Origin of the sequence: Brevibacterium paucivorans (assembly GCF_016907735.1) — a bacterium.
Lineage (GTDB): Bacteria > Actinomycetota > Actinomycetes > Actinomycetales > Brevibacteriaceae > Brevibacterium > Brevibacterium paucivorans.
In genome coordinates, this window is sequence record NZ_JAFBCP010000001.1 from 850710 (window position 1) to 865796 (window position 15087).

Consider the following 15087-nt stretch of genomic DNA (forward strand, 5'->3'; position numbering starts at 1 on the left):
ACTTTGAGGAGTATGTGAACGTGAAACGGCTAACCCGCGCAGCTGTCGCAGCCGCAGCGATTGCCCTTGTTGTCCCTGTCAGCGGTTGCGCGGCCCTGTTGTCGAACCAGCAGACTCACAATTACGTCTACCACGGCGGTGACGGCGCGTGGGCATCAATCGGCGGAGTCGAGTTCCGTGGCATTCTGCTCATCGCAAACGAAGACAACTCCCAAGCACAGCTCTTCTACACCATTGTGAACAACTCCAATGGCCCAGCAAAGATCACCCTCAAGGTGAGAGACTACCAGAAGCAGGTCAAGCTCAAGAAGGGCGAACGCATCGTTCAGAACCCGCAGTCGCCTGACTCGAATGGCGAAGAAGCGGTTGTCAAGGGTCTCAACGCCAAGGTTGGCGAACAGGTTGAGGTTGAAGTCAGCGCAAACGGCATGGAAAAGACTGTGCGCGCACAGGTGCTGAACGCCGAACACTGGTACTACGAAGACGCCCAGCCTAAAGGAAGCTCATCAACCGGCGCTCCAGCTGAAGGCGCTACCCAAGCTCCTGCCCAAGGTGAAGCCACCCCAGCTCCTGAAGAAACCGAAGGACAGTAAGTACACGTAGGTACACAACTGCCGACGGTTCAAACTCCGGTGGCCTAGGTAAGGCAAAGATTGTTTACCTAGGCCACCGGTGTTTTACGCTTCGAACTTGTACCCCAGGCCACGCACAGTGACCAGTAGCTTAGGTTCAGACGGGGTTTCTTCGATCTTGGCACGCAAACGCTTGACGTGAACATCCAGGGTCTTGGTGTCGCCCACGTAGTCCTGTCCCCAGATTCGGTCGATGAGCTGGCCGCGTGTCATGACACGACCTGCGTTACGCACCAGCATTTCAAGAAGTTCAAACTCTTTGAGTGGCAATGCAAGTTCGGTTCCCCGAACGCTTGCCACGTGACGTTCAACGTCGATGCGCACTCCCCCAGCTTCAAGAACACCGTCGTCAATGTCTGAAGACTCTGTGTTGCGACGCATCACTGCCCGAATACGGGCCAACAGCTCACGAGACGAGTACGGCTTTGTCACGTAGTCGTCTGCACCCAACTCCAGACCCACAACCTTGTCGATCTCGGAGTCCTTTGCCGTCAGCATGATGATGGGCACCTTGGACTTGGAGCGCAACTGGCGACACACCTCGGTCCCGGAAGCCCCGGGCAACATGAGGTCCAGAAGAACCAGATCAGTACCGTGCGCGTCGAACTCCGCAAGAGCCTGCAAGCCGTCCGCGGCGACTGTCACGTCATAACCCTCTTTACCCAACAGGTACGCAAGTGGGTCCGAAATTGATTCTTCGTCTTCGACGAGCAGAATCCGCGTCACGACTTCTCCTTTTGTGTCTGCATTTGTGTCTGTGCGACGGTCAACGGTTGGCCGCTGGAATCGCTGAGCAAAATTCCGTCTTGCTGAGCCTGAGACAAATCAACCTCAGAGTGAGCAAGAGGTAAAACAATAGTAAAGGTAGAACCTTGATCCAGCTTCGACCATACGCGAACTTCGCCGCCGTGCGTAGCGACGATGTGTTTCACAATGCTTAGGCCAAGCCCGGTTCCACCGGTCATACGTGAACGCGCAGGGTCGACCCGGTAGAAGCGTTCAAAAACACGTTGAGTGTCTTCAGTCGACAGCCCTATCCCTTGGTCAGTCACCGAAATCAAGACATTGCCACCGTCTTCTTTTGCACCCACGCCCACTTTTGTTCCGTCGTTGGAATAGCTAATGGCGTTGTCAATGAGGTTACGCACGGCGTTCACCAGCAAGTCGTGGCTTCCCAAAACAGTCCACTCACCCGTAGGGACCATGTCAATTGAAATGTTTTTGGCTTCCGCACGGGTTTTGGCGCGATCCACCGCCTCTTCGATGACCTTCGCGATACTCACGTCTTCCGTAGCCCCCGGGGCTTCGTGATCCTGAACGCGTGAAAGGTCGATGATCTCCTGAACCAGCTGCGTGAGCCTCTTTGACTCCTGCTGAATGCGACCCCCAAACCGGGCGACCGCCTCGGGATCGTCAGCACAGTCCGTGACCGCCTCGGCCAGCAACGACAGCGCACCCACGGGAGTTTTCAGCTCGTGGGACACATTCGCTACGAAATCCCGGCGCACTTCGTGGACCCGCTTAGCCTCAGTCTGGTCGTCAGCCAACACCAACACATACGCCGAACCCAGAGGCGCCACGCGAGCGTGGAGGTGACGCACAAACCCGCGGTCGCCTCCGCGCTCCTTCTTGAAGTTCACTTCTTCAATCAGGCCGCGCGCTCGCACGCGCACAACAACTTCTAGAAGCTCATCGGACGAAAGCGAGTGGCCACGAACAAGGCCGTAGGTGTAGGCAGCGGGAGAAGCTTTGACGACATCGTCACCCGCGTCGACAACAATGGCTGCAGACGGCAAGACAGCCAGGACTTCAGCAATACCTTCGGGAAGTTCTTCGTCGGAGTGAAGATCAGCACTATTACGGCTCTTTTCCGACAGGCGGAACGCCAAAATGCCGGAAATACCCAACCCCAGACCCACTACACCGGTCAACAGGGAAATAATCAACACGTCCACGTTGTTAGCCTAGTAGTACGTGCCACCTGGTCTAACACCGGCACTGAGATTGTGCGCACATGTCAGCATGAATTCACCTTGGTGTCAGTGGTCGTTCACAGACAAGTGGGAACGTAAAACAGTCCATGCCCTTTGGCATGCCCGCGACTTACTCTGAAAGGACCGCAATGCGCGAAGTCTTTACCAAAGAACTTGAAGCACTTGCTGATGGTCTCGTTGACCTCGGAAACCTTGCCGTTGACGCTATCAAACAGTCCAACAAGGCACTCGCTACCAACGACCTCCAGCTTGCTGAGCAGGTCATCACCGACGACGCCCAGGTCAACGCGAACCAGGTCGAAATTGACCGTCGCGCTGTCGAACTCCTTGCACTCCAGGCACCTGTTGCGGCCGACCTCCGCATCGTTGTTGCAGCTCTGAAGATGAGCGTTGCGCTTGAGCGCATGGGTGACCTTGCCCGCCACATTTCCGCTCAGGTCCGCATCCGCTACCCAGAACACGCTATCCCAGAAGCCTTCACTCGCATTTTCGAACGCATGGGTTCGGTTGCTGAACGCATTGGTGAAAGCATGGTCGAACTTCTTTCGACGCCAGGTCTTGCAGCTGTCCCAATGATTTCGGCTCTGGACGAAGAACTCGACGCGCTGCACCTGGAAGTGTTCACCGTAATCGCTTCGCTGAACGCCGATCAAATCACCCCCAGCCAGATCGCTGACGTGACCCTGCTGGCCCGCTACTACGAGCGCTTTGGTGACCAGGCAGTCAACGTTGCTCAGCGCGTAGACTACATGCTGTCCGGAAACCTGGACTCAGACGCTTCCTCGGCGGAGTAACCACACTCCCCAGCGTCAGTGCGAGCCTCATTCAGAGGCTTACTCAAGACAACACGATGGCCCGCCAGTTTCACACTGGCGGGCCATTGTTTTCCGGCCTAACAGCCCTGGCTCTTACTTGCCTTGGTTTGCGACCGCAGCGGCCGCTTCCTTAGCAGCTTCTGGGTCAAGATAGGTGCCACCGGGCTTCACTGGCGCAAAGTTGTCGTCCAGTTCGTAGTGCAGTGGGATTCCCGTTGGAATGTTGAGTCCGGCGATGTCTTCGTCGCTGATCCCGTCGAGGTGCTTTACGAGCGCGCGCAGTGAGTTACCGTGCGCGGTGACCAGGACGGTCTTGCCTTCGCGCAGATCAGGGATTACAGCGTCGTACCAGTACGGGAGTAGACGCGCGATCACGTCTTTGAGGCATTCGGTGCGTGGAATCGAGTCGCCCAAGTTGGCGTAACGAGCGTCGCCTGCCTGTGACCATTCGCTGGAGTCATCCAGCACAGGTGGTGGCGTGTCAAAGGATCGACGCCACGTCATGAACTGTTCTTCGCCGTATTCGTCGCGAATCTCTTTCTTGTTCTTGCCCTGCAACGCACCGTAGTGGCGTTCGTTGAGGCGCCACGAACGCTTCACATCGATCCAGTGGCGGTCAGCTGCGTCGAGTGCGAGGTTTGCAGTCACAATCGCACGGCGCAGGCGCGAAGTGTGCAAAACGTCGGGGAGGAGTCCGGCGTCGATGAGCAGTTCGCCTGCTCGTGCCGCTTCCGTGCGTCCCTGTTCGGTGAGAGGGACGTCGACCCATCCGGTGAAGAGGTTTTTCTGGTTCCATTCGCTCTGGCCGTGGCGCAAGAGCACGAGATTGTACGTCATACTTCTATTCTGTCATGCGGGCGTCATTCTGACATGTGGCCGCTGTTCTTCTTGGCTTCCGGATCCAGGATTTTCCTGAACGCTTCGAGGTTCCGCGTGGATTCGCCTCGCGACACCCGCCATTCCCATTCCTTCTTCATCGAGGTGATGAACCCGCGCACCAAAAGCTCGTTAAAAGATGAGTCAGCGACCGTAAGAAATTCGCCCATGAGCCGGTCAATGAGGTCTTCGGTCACCGCTTCACGGGGAATGGCCGCACGTAGGTACACGTCGCCGAGGTGGTCGACAGCGAACGCTGTCATGGACAGTTCCAGGTTCTTCCGTAAGAGGTAGGTGGCGAAGGTGAGGTGGTTTTCGTCGGGGCGACGAATGATAAAGGCTTGGCAGTCGAGGCTGTGGTGGTTCTCTTTAACCGACACCGCTGTTTTGAGTTTCTTCTCCCCCGGCAAAACGACAACCGCGTGGTGGTCGTTCACCGTGTCGATGTCGACGTCATTCTGTGTGGCCCACGTGTGGAGCACGTCAATAGCTGGCATTGATCTCCTCTCACAGCTGATTCAACACGTTACGCACGCACGTATCCCACGTAAAGCTCTGTGCGTGTAGCACGCCGGCTTGTCCCATGCGTTCACGTTCGTCCGGGTCACTGAGCAGTTCCGTGATGGCGCGTGCCAACCCAACGTGATCGCCAGGTTCGAACAACACCCCGGTTTCACCGTCGACCACCACACTGGGCAACCCACCCACCCGGGAGGCGACAACACACGCCCCACTGGCTGCCGCCTCGGCGGCAACGAACCCAAACGACTCCGAACGCGACGGGACAATCACCAGATCAGCCCGGCGGTACCACGTGACGAGTTCGTGGGGAGGCACGGGCGGGGTGATGTCGACACCGTCAGACACACCCAGCTCAGTGGCGAGGCGCTCAAAATCCTGGGTGTCAGGGCCTCCGGAGCCACCCCCTAAGAACTCCACGCGCACGTTCATGCCGGCCTGGCGCAGTTCGGCGAGCGCGCGCATCATGATGTCGGTGCCTTTGATGTATTGCATGCGGCCCACACACACCAGGGTGTGGGGGCTGGCAGGCGCGCTGGGCAGGCGAGCGTCCCCCGGCTCCCCTGTTTCACACGTTTCATCGGGCGTGAAAATCTTGTGGTTCACGCCAGGTTGGGCAACCACAATGCGTGCGTTCGGGTCCAACAGTTCACGCATGGCGCGCGCTTCCAGCGGAGTGTTCGCCACCAGCAGGTGAGCGTCGCGGGCAATCTGAGCTTCGGCCTCGAGGCGTTGGGCAGGTTCCAGGCTGGTTCCCGTGTCGCGGTTTTTCACCGCCCCGATCGTATGGAAGCTCACCACGACCGGCTTTCGTGAAGCGCTACTGTCATTGCTCATCAGGGCCGTCTGCGCTGAGATCCAGTAGTGCGCCCACACCCAATCGGCGTCGCGATATTCCGGTGTGCGTGCCAGCTGTGCGGCCAGTTCAGTCATGTGTTGCGGAAGGTCGTCCTTGCCGGTCGCACTCACGCGCAGATGCCGCACCTCGAACTGGTCCCGTGTGACGCTATCTGGCCCGTCCCATGCGGGGTCGGCAGTAAAAATCGTGACCTGATGGCTGAGGTCGCATAGGACTCGGGCGGTGTTCGTCACGTAGACGTTGAGTCCCCCTGCATCGCCCTGGCCGGGCTGGGCAAGTGGGGAGGTGTGAAGAGAGAGGATAGCAACGCGCACGTTTGAAGTGTATCGGTCAGTGCGTCAGCGCCCGCGGTATCGCGGATCCACCGCGCGCAGTGCTTTACGGACATCGGCGAAGTACACCCCGGCCGCCACAATACCTAAAAGTGTCACGAAGGGGATTCGAATGTGCATAGGTGGCAGAGCAATGAACGCCAGGGCCGATGCAACACCCAAAATTCCTGACCAGAACACTCGCGTTCGTTTACCAGCAGCGTTGTAGACCTCTTGCGAGTACCGAAGCGAGTCGATGAACGCGAAAAGCTGGAAAACAAACGCTGCCACGGTAAGGAGCAGAAAAATAAGCGACTGAAGATTGCCGAGTGCCTCAAGCATGGATGCCAGTTTACCTTTTACTTGTGGAGTTACTCGTCGAGTTCGGGTAGCACGTCGTTTGCCGCGTCTTCCGTCATACCAGCTGCCGACATCAAGTCGTTCGCAAGCGGACGGAGCAACAAAACGAGCGTTTCATCGTGCCGGTCGGTCACAAAGTCAGCTTTAGGACTCAAGGTGCGGGCGACCTCGGTCAGGAACTTTTCAGCAGGAACCCGGGACGTTCCACGACGCAACGCGATCCGCAGCATGGCAGCGCCTTCACCCAACTGCTCAATGGGGTGGGCGACGCCCGGACGTTTTTCGCCGGTAGCGGTCATCGCGACGACTCGGCGCGCAACCACACGTACCAGACGCATGGCACGGTCAGCGTATTCGCACGCCCTGGCCAGGCGGGTAACCTCAGCGGCGTACCGGCGTGAACGCGCGTTGATTCGGGTCGCTTCCTGGGACACGCTGATCGACGTTCTCCACGAATCGACGAACGCTTGGCTTTCGCGCGCACGCTCAAGAACACGTTGAGCTAAATCAGCGTCGGCAGTGCGCAGTGCTTTCGCGGTTCCTTTGAGCAAGACCGAGATTTCGTACAGAAGGTTAGCGGCTCGGTTTCGTGGCCGTTTACGCGCATCCGACGGAACGATCAGTGCCATCAAAATCGCAATTACTGCCCCCACGATCGCGTCGACCGTGCGGTCAAAAGGTTTGGTGGCAATGGACATGGGGACGGCCACCACGTACACGGCCTGGATTGCGATTTGGTTGACGAACAGGGCACCCGAATTCAGGATGTTCCCCACAACCAGCCCGGCGAAAATCACCACCGCGATCTGCCAGACCCCGATACCGAACATGTGGACCAGAATTTCGCCCACCAATACGCCCAGGGTAGCTCCCAAACCAATCTCAATGGATCGGCGCAAACGTTTGTCAGCCGTGACACCCGTCCCAATGACAGCGGCAACAGCGGCCAAAAACGGAGCAGGGTGGCCAAGAACATAGTGACAAAACGCGTACCCGCTGGTGGCTCCGATCACCACCTGGAAAATCTGGCTGGAGTTCTCGATTGCGCGAAGCCCACCTAATCGGACGCGCACTCCGAGTGCCCCACTGAGACGCCTATAAAGGGGCTTCTTTGTGCTAGCCTGCGTCATTTTCACCCCTTCCTCGCTCAAGTCTAGTCGACTCTTCAACACGCACTTGGAAAAATGTGGCAAGGTGAGGAGAGCTGATAACGGAGGACACATGACCACAAATCTGAAACGCAGTGAAGCTGCCACCCGATCCGAACTACTGGCTACTCACAGCTACACGGTGCACCTCGACATTACTTCGGCGCCGGACCTCGCGAAAAAGACATTCACATCAACGTCGACTGTCGTTTTTGACGCGCACCAGGACGCTGACACGTTCATCGATTTCATCGCAGACTCCGTCAGCGAGATCACCATCAACGGGCAGTCTCTGGACCCGGCAAAAAACTTCGACGGCGCCCGGGTGACATTCCCCGTCACGGCAGGCTCCAACACCCTCACCGTCACAGGGCAAGCCATCTACTCAACAAGCGGTGAAGGCATGCACCGCTTCGTCGACCCGGCTGATGACAAGATCTACCTGTACACACAGTACGAACCCACGGACGCCAGGCGCGTATTCGCCAACTTCGACCAGCCTGACCTCAAAGCGACGTTCACGTTTTCAGTGACGGCGCCTCAGGATTTCATCGTCCTCAACAACACCGCGCCCACGGAATCGCAGGCAACCACCCCGGAAGTCGCACCGACAGCGGAAGCCGCGACGACCTCGGCGGTCACCCACGAATTTGCCTCCACGGAACGCATGTCCACCTACATCACTTGCGTGTGCGCAGGGCACTACGTGGGAGCGCACGACACATACACGCGCGGCGACCTGACAATCCCGTTGAGCGTGTACGTGCGCGCGTCTCTGGCCGAAAGCATGGATGCCGACAACATCTTCACCGTCACCAAACAGGGACTGGACTTCTACCACGACAACTTCGAATTCCCGTATCCGTGGGGCAAGTACGACCAGATTTTCGTGCCCGAATACAACCTGGGGGCCATGGAAAACCCGGGCTTGGTGACCTTTGTCGACTCGTTCATCTACCGCGATGCCGTCACCCGCACCGAATACGAATCGCGCGCGAACGTGATCCTGCACGAAATGGCGCACATGTGGTTCGGCGACTTGGTCACCATGCAGTGGTGGGACGACCTGTGGTTGAAGGAGTCGTTCGCCGACTACATGGCGTCGCTCGCCCTGACCACCGCAACCGAGTTCACCGACGGCTGGGTGACCTTCGCTCTGCGTCGCAAGGACTGGGCGTACCGCCAAGACCAGTACCCCACGACCCACCCCATCGTGGCCGACATTCCCGATGTCGAAGCCGCCCGGCTCAACTTCGACGGGATCACCTACGCCAAGGGAGCTTCGGTTCTCAAGCAACTGGTCGCGTTCGTGGGACTGGACGCTTTCATGGCCGGCTCCCGCGACTACTTCGCAAAGCACGCGTTTGGCAACACCACGCTGGTGGACTTCCTTGACGCGCTTGAAGCGCGCACGGATGGCCGCGACGTGCGTGCTTGGGCCGACGCATGGCTCGCCACAACGGGCGTGAGTGAAATCAGCGTCGACGTCGAAACCGATGACGCGGGCACCATCACCAAGGCCACCGTTTCACAGAGCAACACCGGACCCCAGGTGGTTCGCCCTCACACATTCACGCTTGCCGGTTTCAATCGCCAACGCAGTGCCATGCACCCAACGGAAACATGGAAGGTCGACTTTGACACCGCCTCGGCGGACCTTCCTCAGCTGGTGGGCACCAAGCGCCCCGACCTTCTTCTGCCCGGCCACGGTGACGACGATTTCGCCAAAATGCGTCTGGACGAAGCCTCAACGGCACACGCGTTGCACAGCGTGACCAAGTTGCCTGACGCGCTGGATCGAGCGGTCGTGTGGTCTGCTTTGACGAACGCGATGCGCGACGGCTCGCTGAGCGTGAGCTCCTTCGTTGACGCGTACGCTCGTTCGCTGGGTCGTGAACGGCATGCAGGCATCAACGCCGGTCTGCGCGCCCAGGCGCTCACAGCGGTGAAGTTGTGGACAACGGATGTCAATGGCACGCTCAGCACGATCCTGGGTGCGGCTTTGGACGCGCTTGAGAGCGCTGAACCAGGCTCAGATACCCAGCTCAACCTGGCAGAAGTCGTCCTCATTTTTGTTGCGCATTCGGCGACCGTCGTGACCCCCGGTCCCGAGGTCGTCGCGGCTCGCGACTTCGCCTCCCGCGTTCTGGCGTCCGGAACCACGCTTGAGGGTTACGGCCTGAAGGTAGACAACGCCTTGAAGTGGAAGGCGCTCATTTCGCTGGTGGTTTTGGGCTGGGCCGATGAAGAAGATATTGCCGCCCAGGAGTCCCGCGACCGCACTGATTCCGGTGTGATGCAGGCTCGGACAGCGCGTGCGGCCCGGTCGCTCCCGGTGGCAAAAATGCGTGCCTTTGAGGCGGTCACGTCTGACACGTCGCTGTCAAACAGTTCGCTTTCGGCCACGGTCGCTGGGTTCACGTCCCCTGTGGCCACCCCGATTCTTGAACCGTTTGTGGACCAGTACTTTGAGCAGCTTGAGTCGTTCTGGACTACCCGGTCGAACGAAATCGCCAAGCGATTGGTGCTGGGACTGTACCCGTCGTGGTCGACGCGGCGTGAGCACGTAGCGCAGTGTACTGATGCGTGGCTGAGCGAGCACGGCACTGCTCCGGCTGCTCTGCGCAGGCTCGTCACTGAACTGGGTGATGACACGCACCGAGCGATCCGCGTGCAGGGAGCCCAAGCGTCGCTCTGACGTGTTGAACCTAGAGCGCCCACAGTGCGGACGCTTCTGTGACATACGCGACACTACGCTTTACTAAGCATTCATGAGCACCTCAAGCATGAATCCTCAGGAGCAGCGTAGTGCCCGCGTTGCCGTCACGGTTTTTCCGGCCCTGGTTGTAGTGGCTGGCGTCTTCGGGTTTTTGTTGCCCGAGGTCGTTACTCCGCTGGCCCCTTCCGTCACCTGGCTCCTGGGTGGGGTCATGTTCTTCATGGGGCTGACGCTCACCGTTCCGGACTTCACCCAGATCGTGAAGAAGCCATGGATTGCGATTGTGGGTGTCGTAGCTCAGTACCTGTTCATGCCACTGGCTGGCTGGCTCGTTGCGGTGCTTTTGGGGTTGCCTCCTGAGCTTGCTGCGGGTGTCATCTTGGTGGGGTGTGCTCCGGGTGGTACGGCGTCGAATGTGGTCACGTATTTGGCTCGCGGTGACGTCGCACTTTCGGTGTCGGTCACCACTTTGTCCACGTTGATTGCGCCTTTGGCAACACCTGCTCTTACGCTCATGTTTGCGGGTCAGTACATGGACGTGAGTTTTGCGACCATGATGATGTCGATCGTCAAGACCGTGCTTGTTCCTGTCATCGCAGGTGTTGTCATCCGTGTCCTTGCGGACAAGTTCATTCAGAAGATCAGCCCTGTTCTGCCGTGGCTTTCGGCCTTGACAATTGCACTCATCGTGGCAGTTGTTGTGGGCGGTTCGGCCGACAAACTGGTAAGCGCAGGAGCGACCGTTTTGCTGGCTGTTGTGTTGCACAACTCGATTGGACTGGCCGTTGGTTTCGCCACGGGTGTGGCAGTTGGCTTGTCGTCGACTCAGCGTCGCGCGCTCACCTTTGAGGTGGGGCTCCAGAACTCTGGGTTGGCAGCGACCTTGGCGACGACGTACATTTCGCCTTTGGCCGCTCTGCCTGGCGCGGTGTTCAGCGTGTGGCACAACGTATCTGGTGCGATACTGGCTGCGATCTTCGCCCGCCAGCCCGTCGAAGTCACCCCACGCGAAACGAAGTCAGAAATTACGTCTGAGGCCTAGATGTACTGACCGGGGACGTTGGTCAATCGGGAGATGGGCGGCTGGTAGTCGCAGGCCGTGTGCGGCCGGTGGTGGTTGTAGTGGTGGAGCCAGTCAGTGAGTGCGTCGCGACGCTCCTGCTCACTGGTGTAGCAGCGAGCGTAAGCCCATCCGTCGGCCATTGTGCGATGGAAGCGTTCGACCTTGCCGTTGGTTTGCGGCCGGTAGGGGCGGGTCCACTTCGGGGTGATGGACAGCGCCTCGCAGGTGTCGCGCCACAGGTGCGAGCGGTAGGCACCGCCATTGTCTGATAAGACTCGTTCGACAGTGACGCCACGATCGGTGAACCACTCGACCGCACGGTGTGGATGAAGGCGTACCCGAGCTTGGGATCGCGCCACTTGTTCTTCGGCTTGTCGGGGGTGGCGGAACGGTTCTTCTCTCCTTGGCGGCAGCCCACGTAGCGCCAGCCACCGCCATCGGGGATGTTCCCGAACTTCTTCACGTCTACATGGACGAGGGAGCCAGGGTAGCGGTGTTCGTACCGGCGAACTAGCTAGCCAGTGGCGCGGTCGAGGTAAGCAAGTCGGTTCAATCGAGCCGAGCGCAGGATGCGGTGCACGGTCGATGGAGCGACACCGACGCGCACGGCGAGCTGAACCGGTCCTTCTCGCAGTCTCATTCGCAGGCTGATACAGCGCTTCGTGACCGCGAGCGATGTCTTGGTCGGTGAGTTCTTCGGGCGCGAGGACCTGTCCTGCATGGACTCGCCGGACACATAGCGGTCGCCCCAACGCTTCACGGTGGGCCACGACACCTGGAACCGGGCTGCGATCTCGCTGATCGGCCATCCTTCGTCGACGACGAGGCGGGCGACCTTGAGTCGGTGGCGAGGTGTGAGAGCGGCGTTCGCGTGCGTCGTCATCGGACCGGCTCCCACTGGAAGCGCCACCGGCCAACGAGAGCAGCGACGGCGAGTACAACGCACAGAAGAAACACCGGCATGATCATGGCGGCTAGTGGGTCGCCGTCCCACGCCTGTTGAGCGGCTTCGACGAACCAACGGACGGGTGAATACTTAACGATCTGCTGAATCGCCGACGGCATCGCCGCCAATGGCGTAAAGGCTCCGGATGTGAGCATGAGCAGGATCATGAGCACGTTCCCTATGCCCGTAGCGGCAGTGGCGGACGGATAGAGCGCAGCAAGCGCGCAACCCACTGCGAGGAAGGTGCTGAGCCCGATGAGGCACACAGCCAGGACACCTGGAACGTGGCTAGGCATGGGCACCCCGAAAACCCCGATCCCAATCGCCAAAGCGGTGAGCATGCCCGCAATACCTACGACGAAGTGCACGGTGAGGCTCGCTACGATGAAGGTGGAACGACGCAGCGGCGTAAGACTCAGGCGTCGGAGTGCGCCCGTGTCACGAAGGGTCAGCATCGCCACGGGCACCTGGAGGACCCCGGTCATGGCGAGAACAAGAGAGGCGAAGGCGGGCAGGGTCGCATCGAGGAATCCCCGTCCACCGAACTCCGGTCGCGGATCGTTACCGAAGATCATACCCAGGGCCAGCACCAAAACCGGCGCGAAACCGAAAGAGAAGAACAGGCCTACAGGGTCGCGGCGCTGGGAGCGCCATAGGGCTTTGAGAAGGGCTCGATATGCGTTCATGCCGCCTGCTCCTCGGTGGTGATGTGTCGACCGGTGAGGGCCAGGAAGACGTCTTCAAGGCCGGGGGTCGTCGTGCTCATGCTCGTTACGGTGATGCGGTGTGCCGCCAGTGCAGCAAGGACGCCCTGCAGCCCGTCCGCAGTGCCGCGGATGGTCAGTTCCCGTCCCTCTGTTCGAGCGCTGGTCACGCCAGGAACTCCGTTGAGGTCGAACTCTGCGCTAGGCGACGCCGACAGGATGAGCTTCGCCGTGGTTTCGCCGGCGTGTTGCTGGATGAGGGAAGCCACTGTGTCCAAAGCAACCAACCGGCCGTGGTCGATGATGGCTACACGGTCGCATAGCCGTTCGGCCTCCTCCATGTAGTGGGTTGTGAGAACGACCGTTGCACCGCTATCGCGGACGTGCTCGACGGTGTCCCACATGTTTCGACGTGACTGAGGATCGAGAGCGGTGGTGAGCTCGTCCAAGAAAGCGAGCTGGGGACGGTTGATCAAGGCGAGGGCGACGAACACTCGTTGACGCTCCCCACCCGAGAGCCTGTCAACGCGGGCGTTGGCCTTGTCCTTGATCCCCAGATCCGTCAACAGTTCGCGCCAAGGCCGCGGACGCTCGTAAAAGGCGGAGTAGAGCTCGAGGGCGTCCTGCACAGTGAGGCGAGGTGGCAGGGCCGCGCTTTGCAGCTGGACCCCAATTTGCTGAGCCAACGAGTGCTGGTCCTTGATGGGGTCGCAGCCGAGCACCTCGACGCGCCCAGACGAGGGGCGGTCCAGTCCTTCCAGGCAGTTCAACAGGGTCGTCTTACCAGCACCATTCGGGCCCACGACCCCGAAGATCTCTCCTTCGCGGACCTTGAAGGAGACGTCTTCGAGGGCAGTGAAGCTGCCGAAGTTGCGGCTGACAGCCGCACAGCTCACGACATTCTTCATCCCTCATCACCCTCTGAGTCCACGGGGGTCTGATGGCCAGGCATCGCCTGCATGACGATCTGATCGAGCGTCTCCTGGCGCATCAAAGCGATCCCTTGGTTCGCGTCAGCGAGCAGGAGCAGGGTGTCGCCCGGGTGAATATCGAAGAGCTCCCGCGCGCCCTTGGGGATGACGATCTGTCCCTTGGGGCCGACCTTGACCGTCGCGGCGTACTTGCCCGGTGGGGGCGTTTGATCCATGTCCATGCTGACCTCCTGGTTGGTGCCACAAGTATAACAAGTGGCACCAACCAGGAGGTGACCTCACGGCATGTAGTCAATCAACGTGTCCGGTCAGTACACCTAGAGACTCACGCCCATTCGCCAATACCCCATAAACGAGGAGCTGTCTTTGGGTAGCCCCCGCTTCTTGCGCATCTCGTGGCGAAGTCGTGCAACGGTGTCGGCGTCGGCAGCAACCCACGCATATAGCGCGTCCGTGTTGCCGCGCCTAGCTTCGTCCCACAAAAGCACGGAGCTGTCATATGAGTCGTCAGGATCAACCTGTTTTTCGGAAGAGGCGATACCGTTTTGATCGCACCACTCTTGAACGGCGCGGTAGAGCAAATCACCGCGCGCCGTACCGGCGTGCGACTCCCGTGGAAGCCAGTTCACGGTGACTCCGTGTGGCGCTGTGAAGTCCTGAATGTCTCCAGACGAAGGCACTTCCAGGAAAACGGCTCCACGCATCTCAGGGTCTAGGCTTTCAACGATGTTGCTAATAGCGGGAACCGCGGTTTCATCTCCGGCGATGAGTACCTGTGACGCACTGCCCGGCGCCCATGCGACCCCTTCTGAGGAAGAACCAGGAGCGCCTTCGACAGGCCCCACAACTGCAATGTGCGTTCCTATAGGAGCTTCTACTGCGAATGCACTCGCAGGCCCTTCAGTTCCGTGAACCACGAAGTCAACGTCAATTTCTTTGGACATCGGGCGTACAGCCTTCACAGTGTACGTGCGCAAACGAGGCCGCACGTCTTCCGGTAGCGAACGTGCCCAGGCGAGCCAATCATCGCGTTCCACCAGCTCTTCAACACATTCACGCGAACCAAGAACAAGCTTGATGCGTTGGTCCAGGCACGTTGTTCCGAACTGGTCAAGTTCAGGTCCGGTGAATGTCAGCCGTACAAGATTTTCTGACACCTGAGTACGAGCGATCAGATGAACGAGAAACGGCTTATAGGACTGAGGCATA

General features: G+C 59.3%; 15 protein-coding genes and 1 pseudogene. 4 read left to right on the plus strand and 12 right to left on the minus strand.

The window, feature by feature from the left end:
* Nucleotides 1–20: 20 nt before the first annotated feature.
* Nucleotides 21–593 (plus strand): hypothetical protein, encoded by a 573-nt coding sequence (locus tag JOE56_RS03975; RefSeq protein ID WP_204514933.1) that lies wholly within the window; start codon nucleotides 21–23, stop codon nucleotides 591–593.
* A gap of 84 nt (nucleotides 594–677) precedes the next feature.
* Here JOE56_RS03975 and JOE56_RS03980 read toward each other — a convergent pair whose 3' ends face one another.
* Both JOE56_RS03980 and JOE56_RS03985 read right to left on the minus strand, forming a co-directional pair.
* The gene (locus tag JOE56_RS03980) at nucleotides 678–1358 is read right to left on the minus strand and encodes a response regulator transcription factor (protein ID WP_102239041.1); all 681 of its coding nucleotides are present in this window, start codon (nucleotides 1356–1358) and stop codon (nucleotides 678–680) included.
* Nucleotides 1355–2587 (minus strand): ATP-binding protein, encoded by a 1233-nt coding sequence (locus JOE56_RS03985; protein ID WP_204514934.1) that lies wholly within the window; start codon nucleotides 2585–2587, stop codon nucleotides 1355–1357. Before JOE56_RS03985 ends, JOE56_RS03980 begins: the two co-directional genes overlap by 4 nt.
* A gap of 167 nt (nucleotides 2588–2754) precedes the next feature.
* On the opposite strand from JOE56_RS03985, the gene phoU reads away from it, so the two are divergent.
* On the plus strand, nucleotides 2755–3420 hold the full coding sequence (phoU, locus tag JOE56_RS03990) for a phosphate signaling complex protein PhoU (protein WP_239530358.1): 666 nt from the start codon (nucleotides 2755–2757) through the stop codon (nucleotides 3418–3420).
* A gap of 114 nt (nucleotides 3421–3534) precedes the next feature.
* Here phoU and JOE56_RS03995 read toward each other — a convergent pair whose 3' ends face one another.
* The 5 genes from JOE56_RS03995 to JOE56_RS04015 are packed head-to-tail and all read right to left on the minus strand — an operon-like array spanning nucleotide 3535 to nucleotide 7496.
* Complete coding sequence (locus JOE56_RS03995) at nucleotides 3535–4278, minus strand: phosphoglyceromutase (RefSeq protein ID WP_204514936.1); 744 nt, start codon at nucleotides 4276–4278, stop codon at nucleotides 3535–3537.
* A 23-nt stretch (nucleotides 4279–4301) separates the two neighbouring features.
* The gene (locus JOE56_RS04000) at nucleotides 4302–4814 is read right to left on the minus strand and encodes a type III secretion system chaperone family protein (RefSeq protein ID WP_204514937.1); all 513 of its coding nucleotides are present in this window, start codon (nucleotides 4812–4814) and stop codon (nucleotides 4302–4304) included.
* A 10-nt stretch (nucleotides 4815–4824) separates the two neighbouring features.
* Nucleotides 4825–6009 (minus strand): glycosyltransferase, encoded by a 1185-nt coding sequence (locus tag JOE56_RS11570; RefSeq protein WP_204514938.1) that lies wholly within the window; start codon nucleotides 6007–6009, stop codon nucleotides 4825–4827.
* Between the two features lie 24 nt (nucleotides 6010–6033).
* A complete protein-coding gene (locus JOE56_RS04010) occupies nucleotides 6034–6348 on the minus strand; it encodes a DUF2516 family protein (RefSeq protein ID WP_102239035.1) in 315 nt (104 codons plus the stop codon).
* A 29-nt stretch (nucleotides 6349–6377) separates the two neighbouring features.
* On the minus strand, nucleotides 6378–7496 hold the full coding sequence (locus JOE56_RS04015) for an FUSC family protein (RefSeq protein WP_204514939.1): 1119 nt from the start codon (nucleotides 7494–7496) through the stop codon (nucleotides 6378–6380).
* 91 nt (nucleotides 7497–7587) lie between these two features.
* On the opposite strand from JOE56_RS04015, the gene pepN reads away from it, so the two are divergent.
* Both pepN and JOE56_RS04025 read left to right on the plus strand, forming a co-directional pair.
* Nucleotides 7588–10212 carry an aminopeptidase N gene (gene pepN, locus JOE56_RS04020; protein ID WP_204514940.1) on the plus strand — a complete coding sequence of 875 codons (2625 nt, stop codon included), beginning with the start codon at nucleotides 7588–7590 and terminating at the stop codon, nucleotides 10210–10212.
* 73 nt (nucleotides 10213–10285) lie between these two features.
* Nucleotides 10286–11275, plus strand: a complete 990-nt coding sequence (locus JOE56_RS04025) for a bile acid:sodium symporter family protein (protein ID WP_239530359.1) — start codon at nucleotides 10286–10288, stop codon at nucleotides 11273–11275.
* On the opposite strand, the pseudogene JOE56_RS04030 reads toward JOE56_RS04025, so the two are convergent.
* The 5 genes and pseudogenes from JOE56_RS04030 to JOE56_RS04050 all read right to left on the minus strand — a co-directional run bounded on the left by JOE56_RS04030 (nucleotide 11272) and on the right by JOE56_RS04050 (nucleotide 15086).
* Nucleotides 11272–12179: pseudogene (locus tag JOE56_RS04030) on the minus strand (IS481 family transposase). The gene JOE56_RS04025 and the pseudogene JOE56_RS04030 sit on opposite strands and share 4 nt — an antisense overlap.
* Entirely contained in the window at nucleotides 12176–12928 is a 753-nt protein-coding gene (locus tag JOE56_RS04035; RefSeq protein ID WP_204514941.1) for an ABC transporter permease, read from the minus strand. Before JOE56_RS04035 ends, JOE56_RS04030 begins: the two are co-directional and overlap by 4 nt.
* A complete protein-coding gene (locus JOE56_RS04040; protein ID WP_338028618.1) occupies nucleotides 12925–13842 on the minus strand; it encodes an ABC transporter ATP-binding protein in 918 nt (305 codons plus the stop codon). Before JOE56_RS04040 ends, JOE56_RS04035 begins: the two co-directional genes overlap by 4 nt.
* A gap of 8 nt (nucleotides 13843–13850) precedes the next feature.
* Nucleotides 13851–14099, minus strand: coding sequence for an AbrB/MazE/SpoVT family DNA-binding domain-containing protein (locus JOE56_RS04045; RefSeq protein ID WP_094451986.1), 249 nt, complete (start codon nucleotides 14097–14099; stop codon nucleotides 13851–13853).
* 96 nt (nucleotides 14100–14195) lie between these two features.
* Nucleotides 14196–15086 carry a siderophore-interacting protein gene (locus JOE56_RS04050; protein WP_204514943.1) on the minus strand — a complete coding sequence of 297 codons (891 nt, stop codon included), beginning with the start codon at nucleotides 15084–15086 and terminating at the stop codon, nucleotides 14196–14198.
* Nucleotide 15087 lies beyond the last annotated feature (1 nt).

Coding starts and splice junctions, on each gene's coding strand:
- JOE56_RS04050 (WP_204514943.1), bottom strand. CDS start 15,086: ATGCCTCAGTCCTATAAGCCGTTTCTCGTTCATCTGATCGCTCGTACT.
- JOE56_RS04045 (WP_094451986.1), bottom strand. CDS start 14,099: ATGGACATGGATCAAACGCCCCCACCGGGCAAGTACGCCGCGACGGTC.
- JOE56_RS04000 (WP_204514937.1), bottom strand. CDS start 4,814: ATGCCAGCTATTGACGTGCTCCACACGTGGGCCACACAGAATGACGTC.
- pepN (WP_204514940.1), top strand. CDS start 7,588: ATGACCACAAATCTGAAACGCAGTGAAGCTGCCACCCGATCCGAACTA.
- JOE56_RS03995 (WP_204514936.1), bottom strand. CDS start 4,278: ATGACGTACAATCTCGTGCTCTTGCGCCACGGCCAGAGCGAATGGAAC.
- JOE56_RS04025 (WP_239530359.1), top strand. CDS start 10,286: ATGAGCACCTCAAGCATGAATCCTCAGGAGCAGCGTAGTGCCCGCGTT.
- JOE56_RS04035 (WP_204514941.1), bottom strand. CDS start 12,928: ATGAACGCATATCGAGCCCTTCTCAAAGCCCTATGGCGCTCCCAGCGC.
- JOE56_RS04010 (WP_102239035.1), bottom strand. CDS start 6,348: ATGCTTGAGGCACTCGGCAATCTTCAGTCGCTTATTTTTCTGCTCCTT.
- phoU (WP_239530358.1), top strand. CDS start 2,755: ATGCGCGAAGTCTTTACCAAAGAACTTGAAGCACTTGCTGATGGTCTC.
- JOE56_RS04015 (WP_204514939.1), bottom strand. CDS start 7,496: ATGACGCAGGCTAGCACAAAGAAGCCCCTTTATAGGCGTCTCAGTGGG.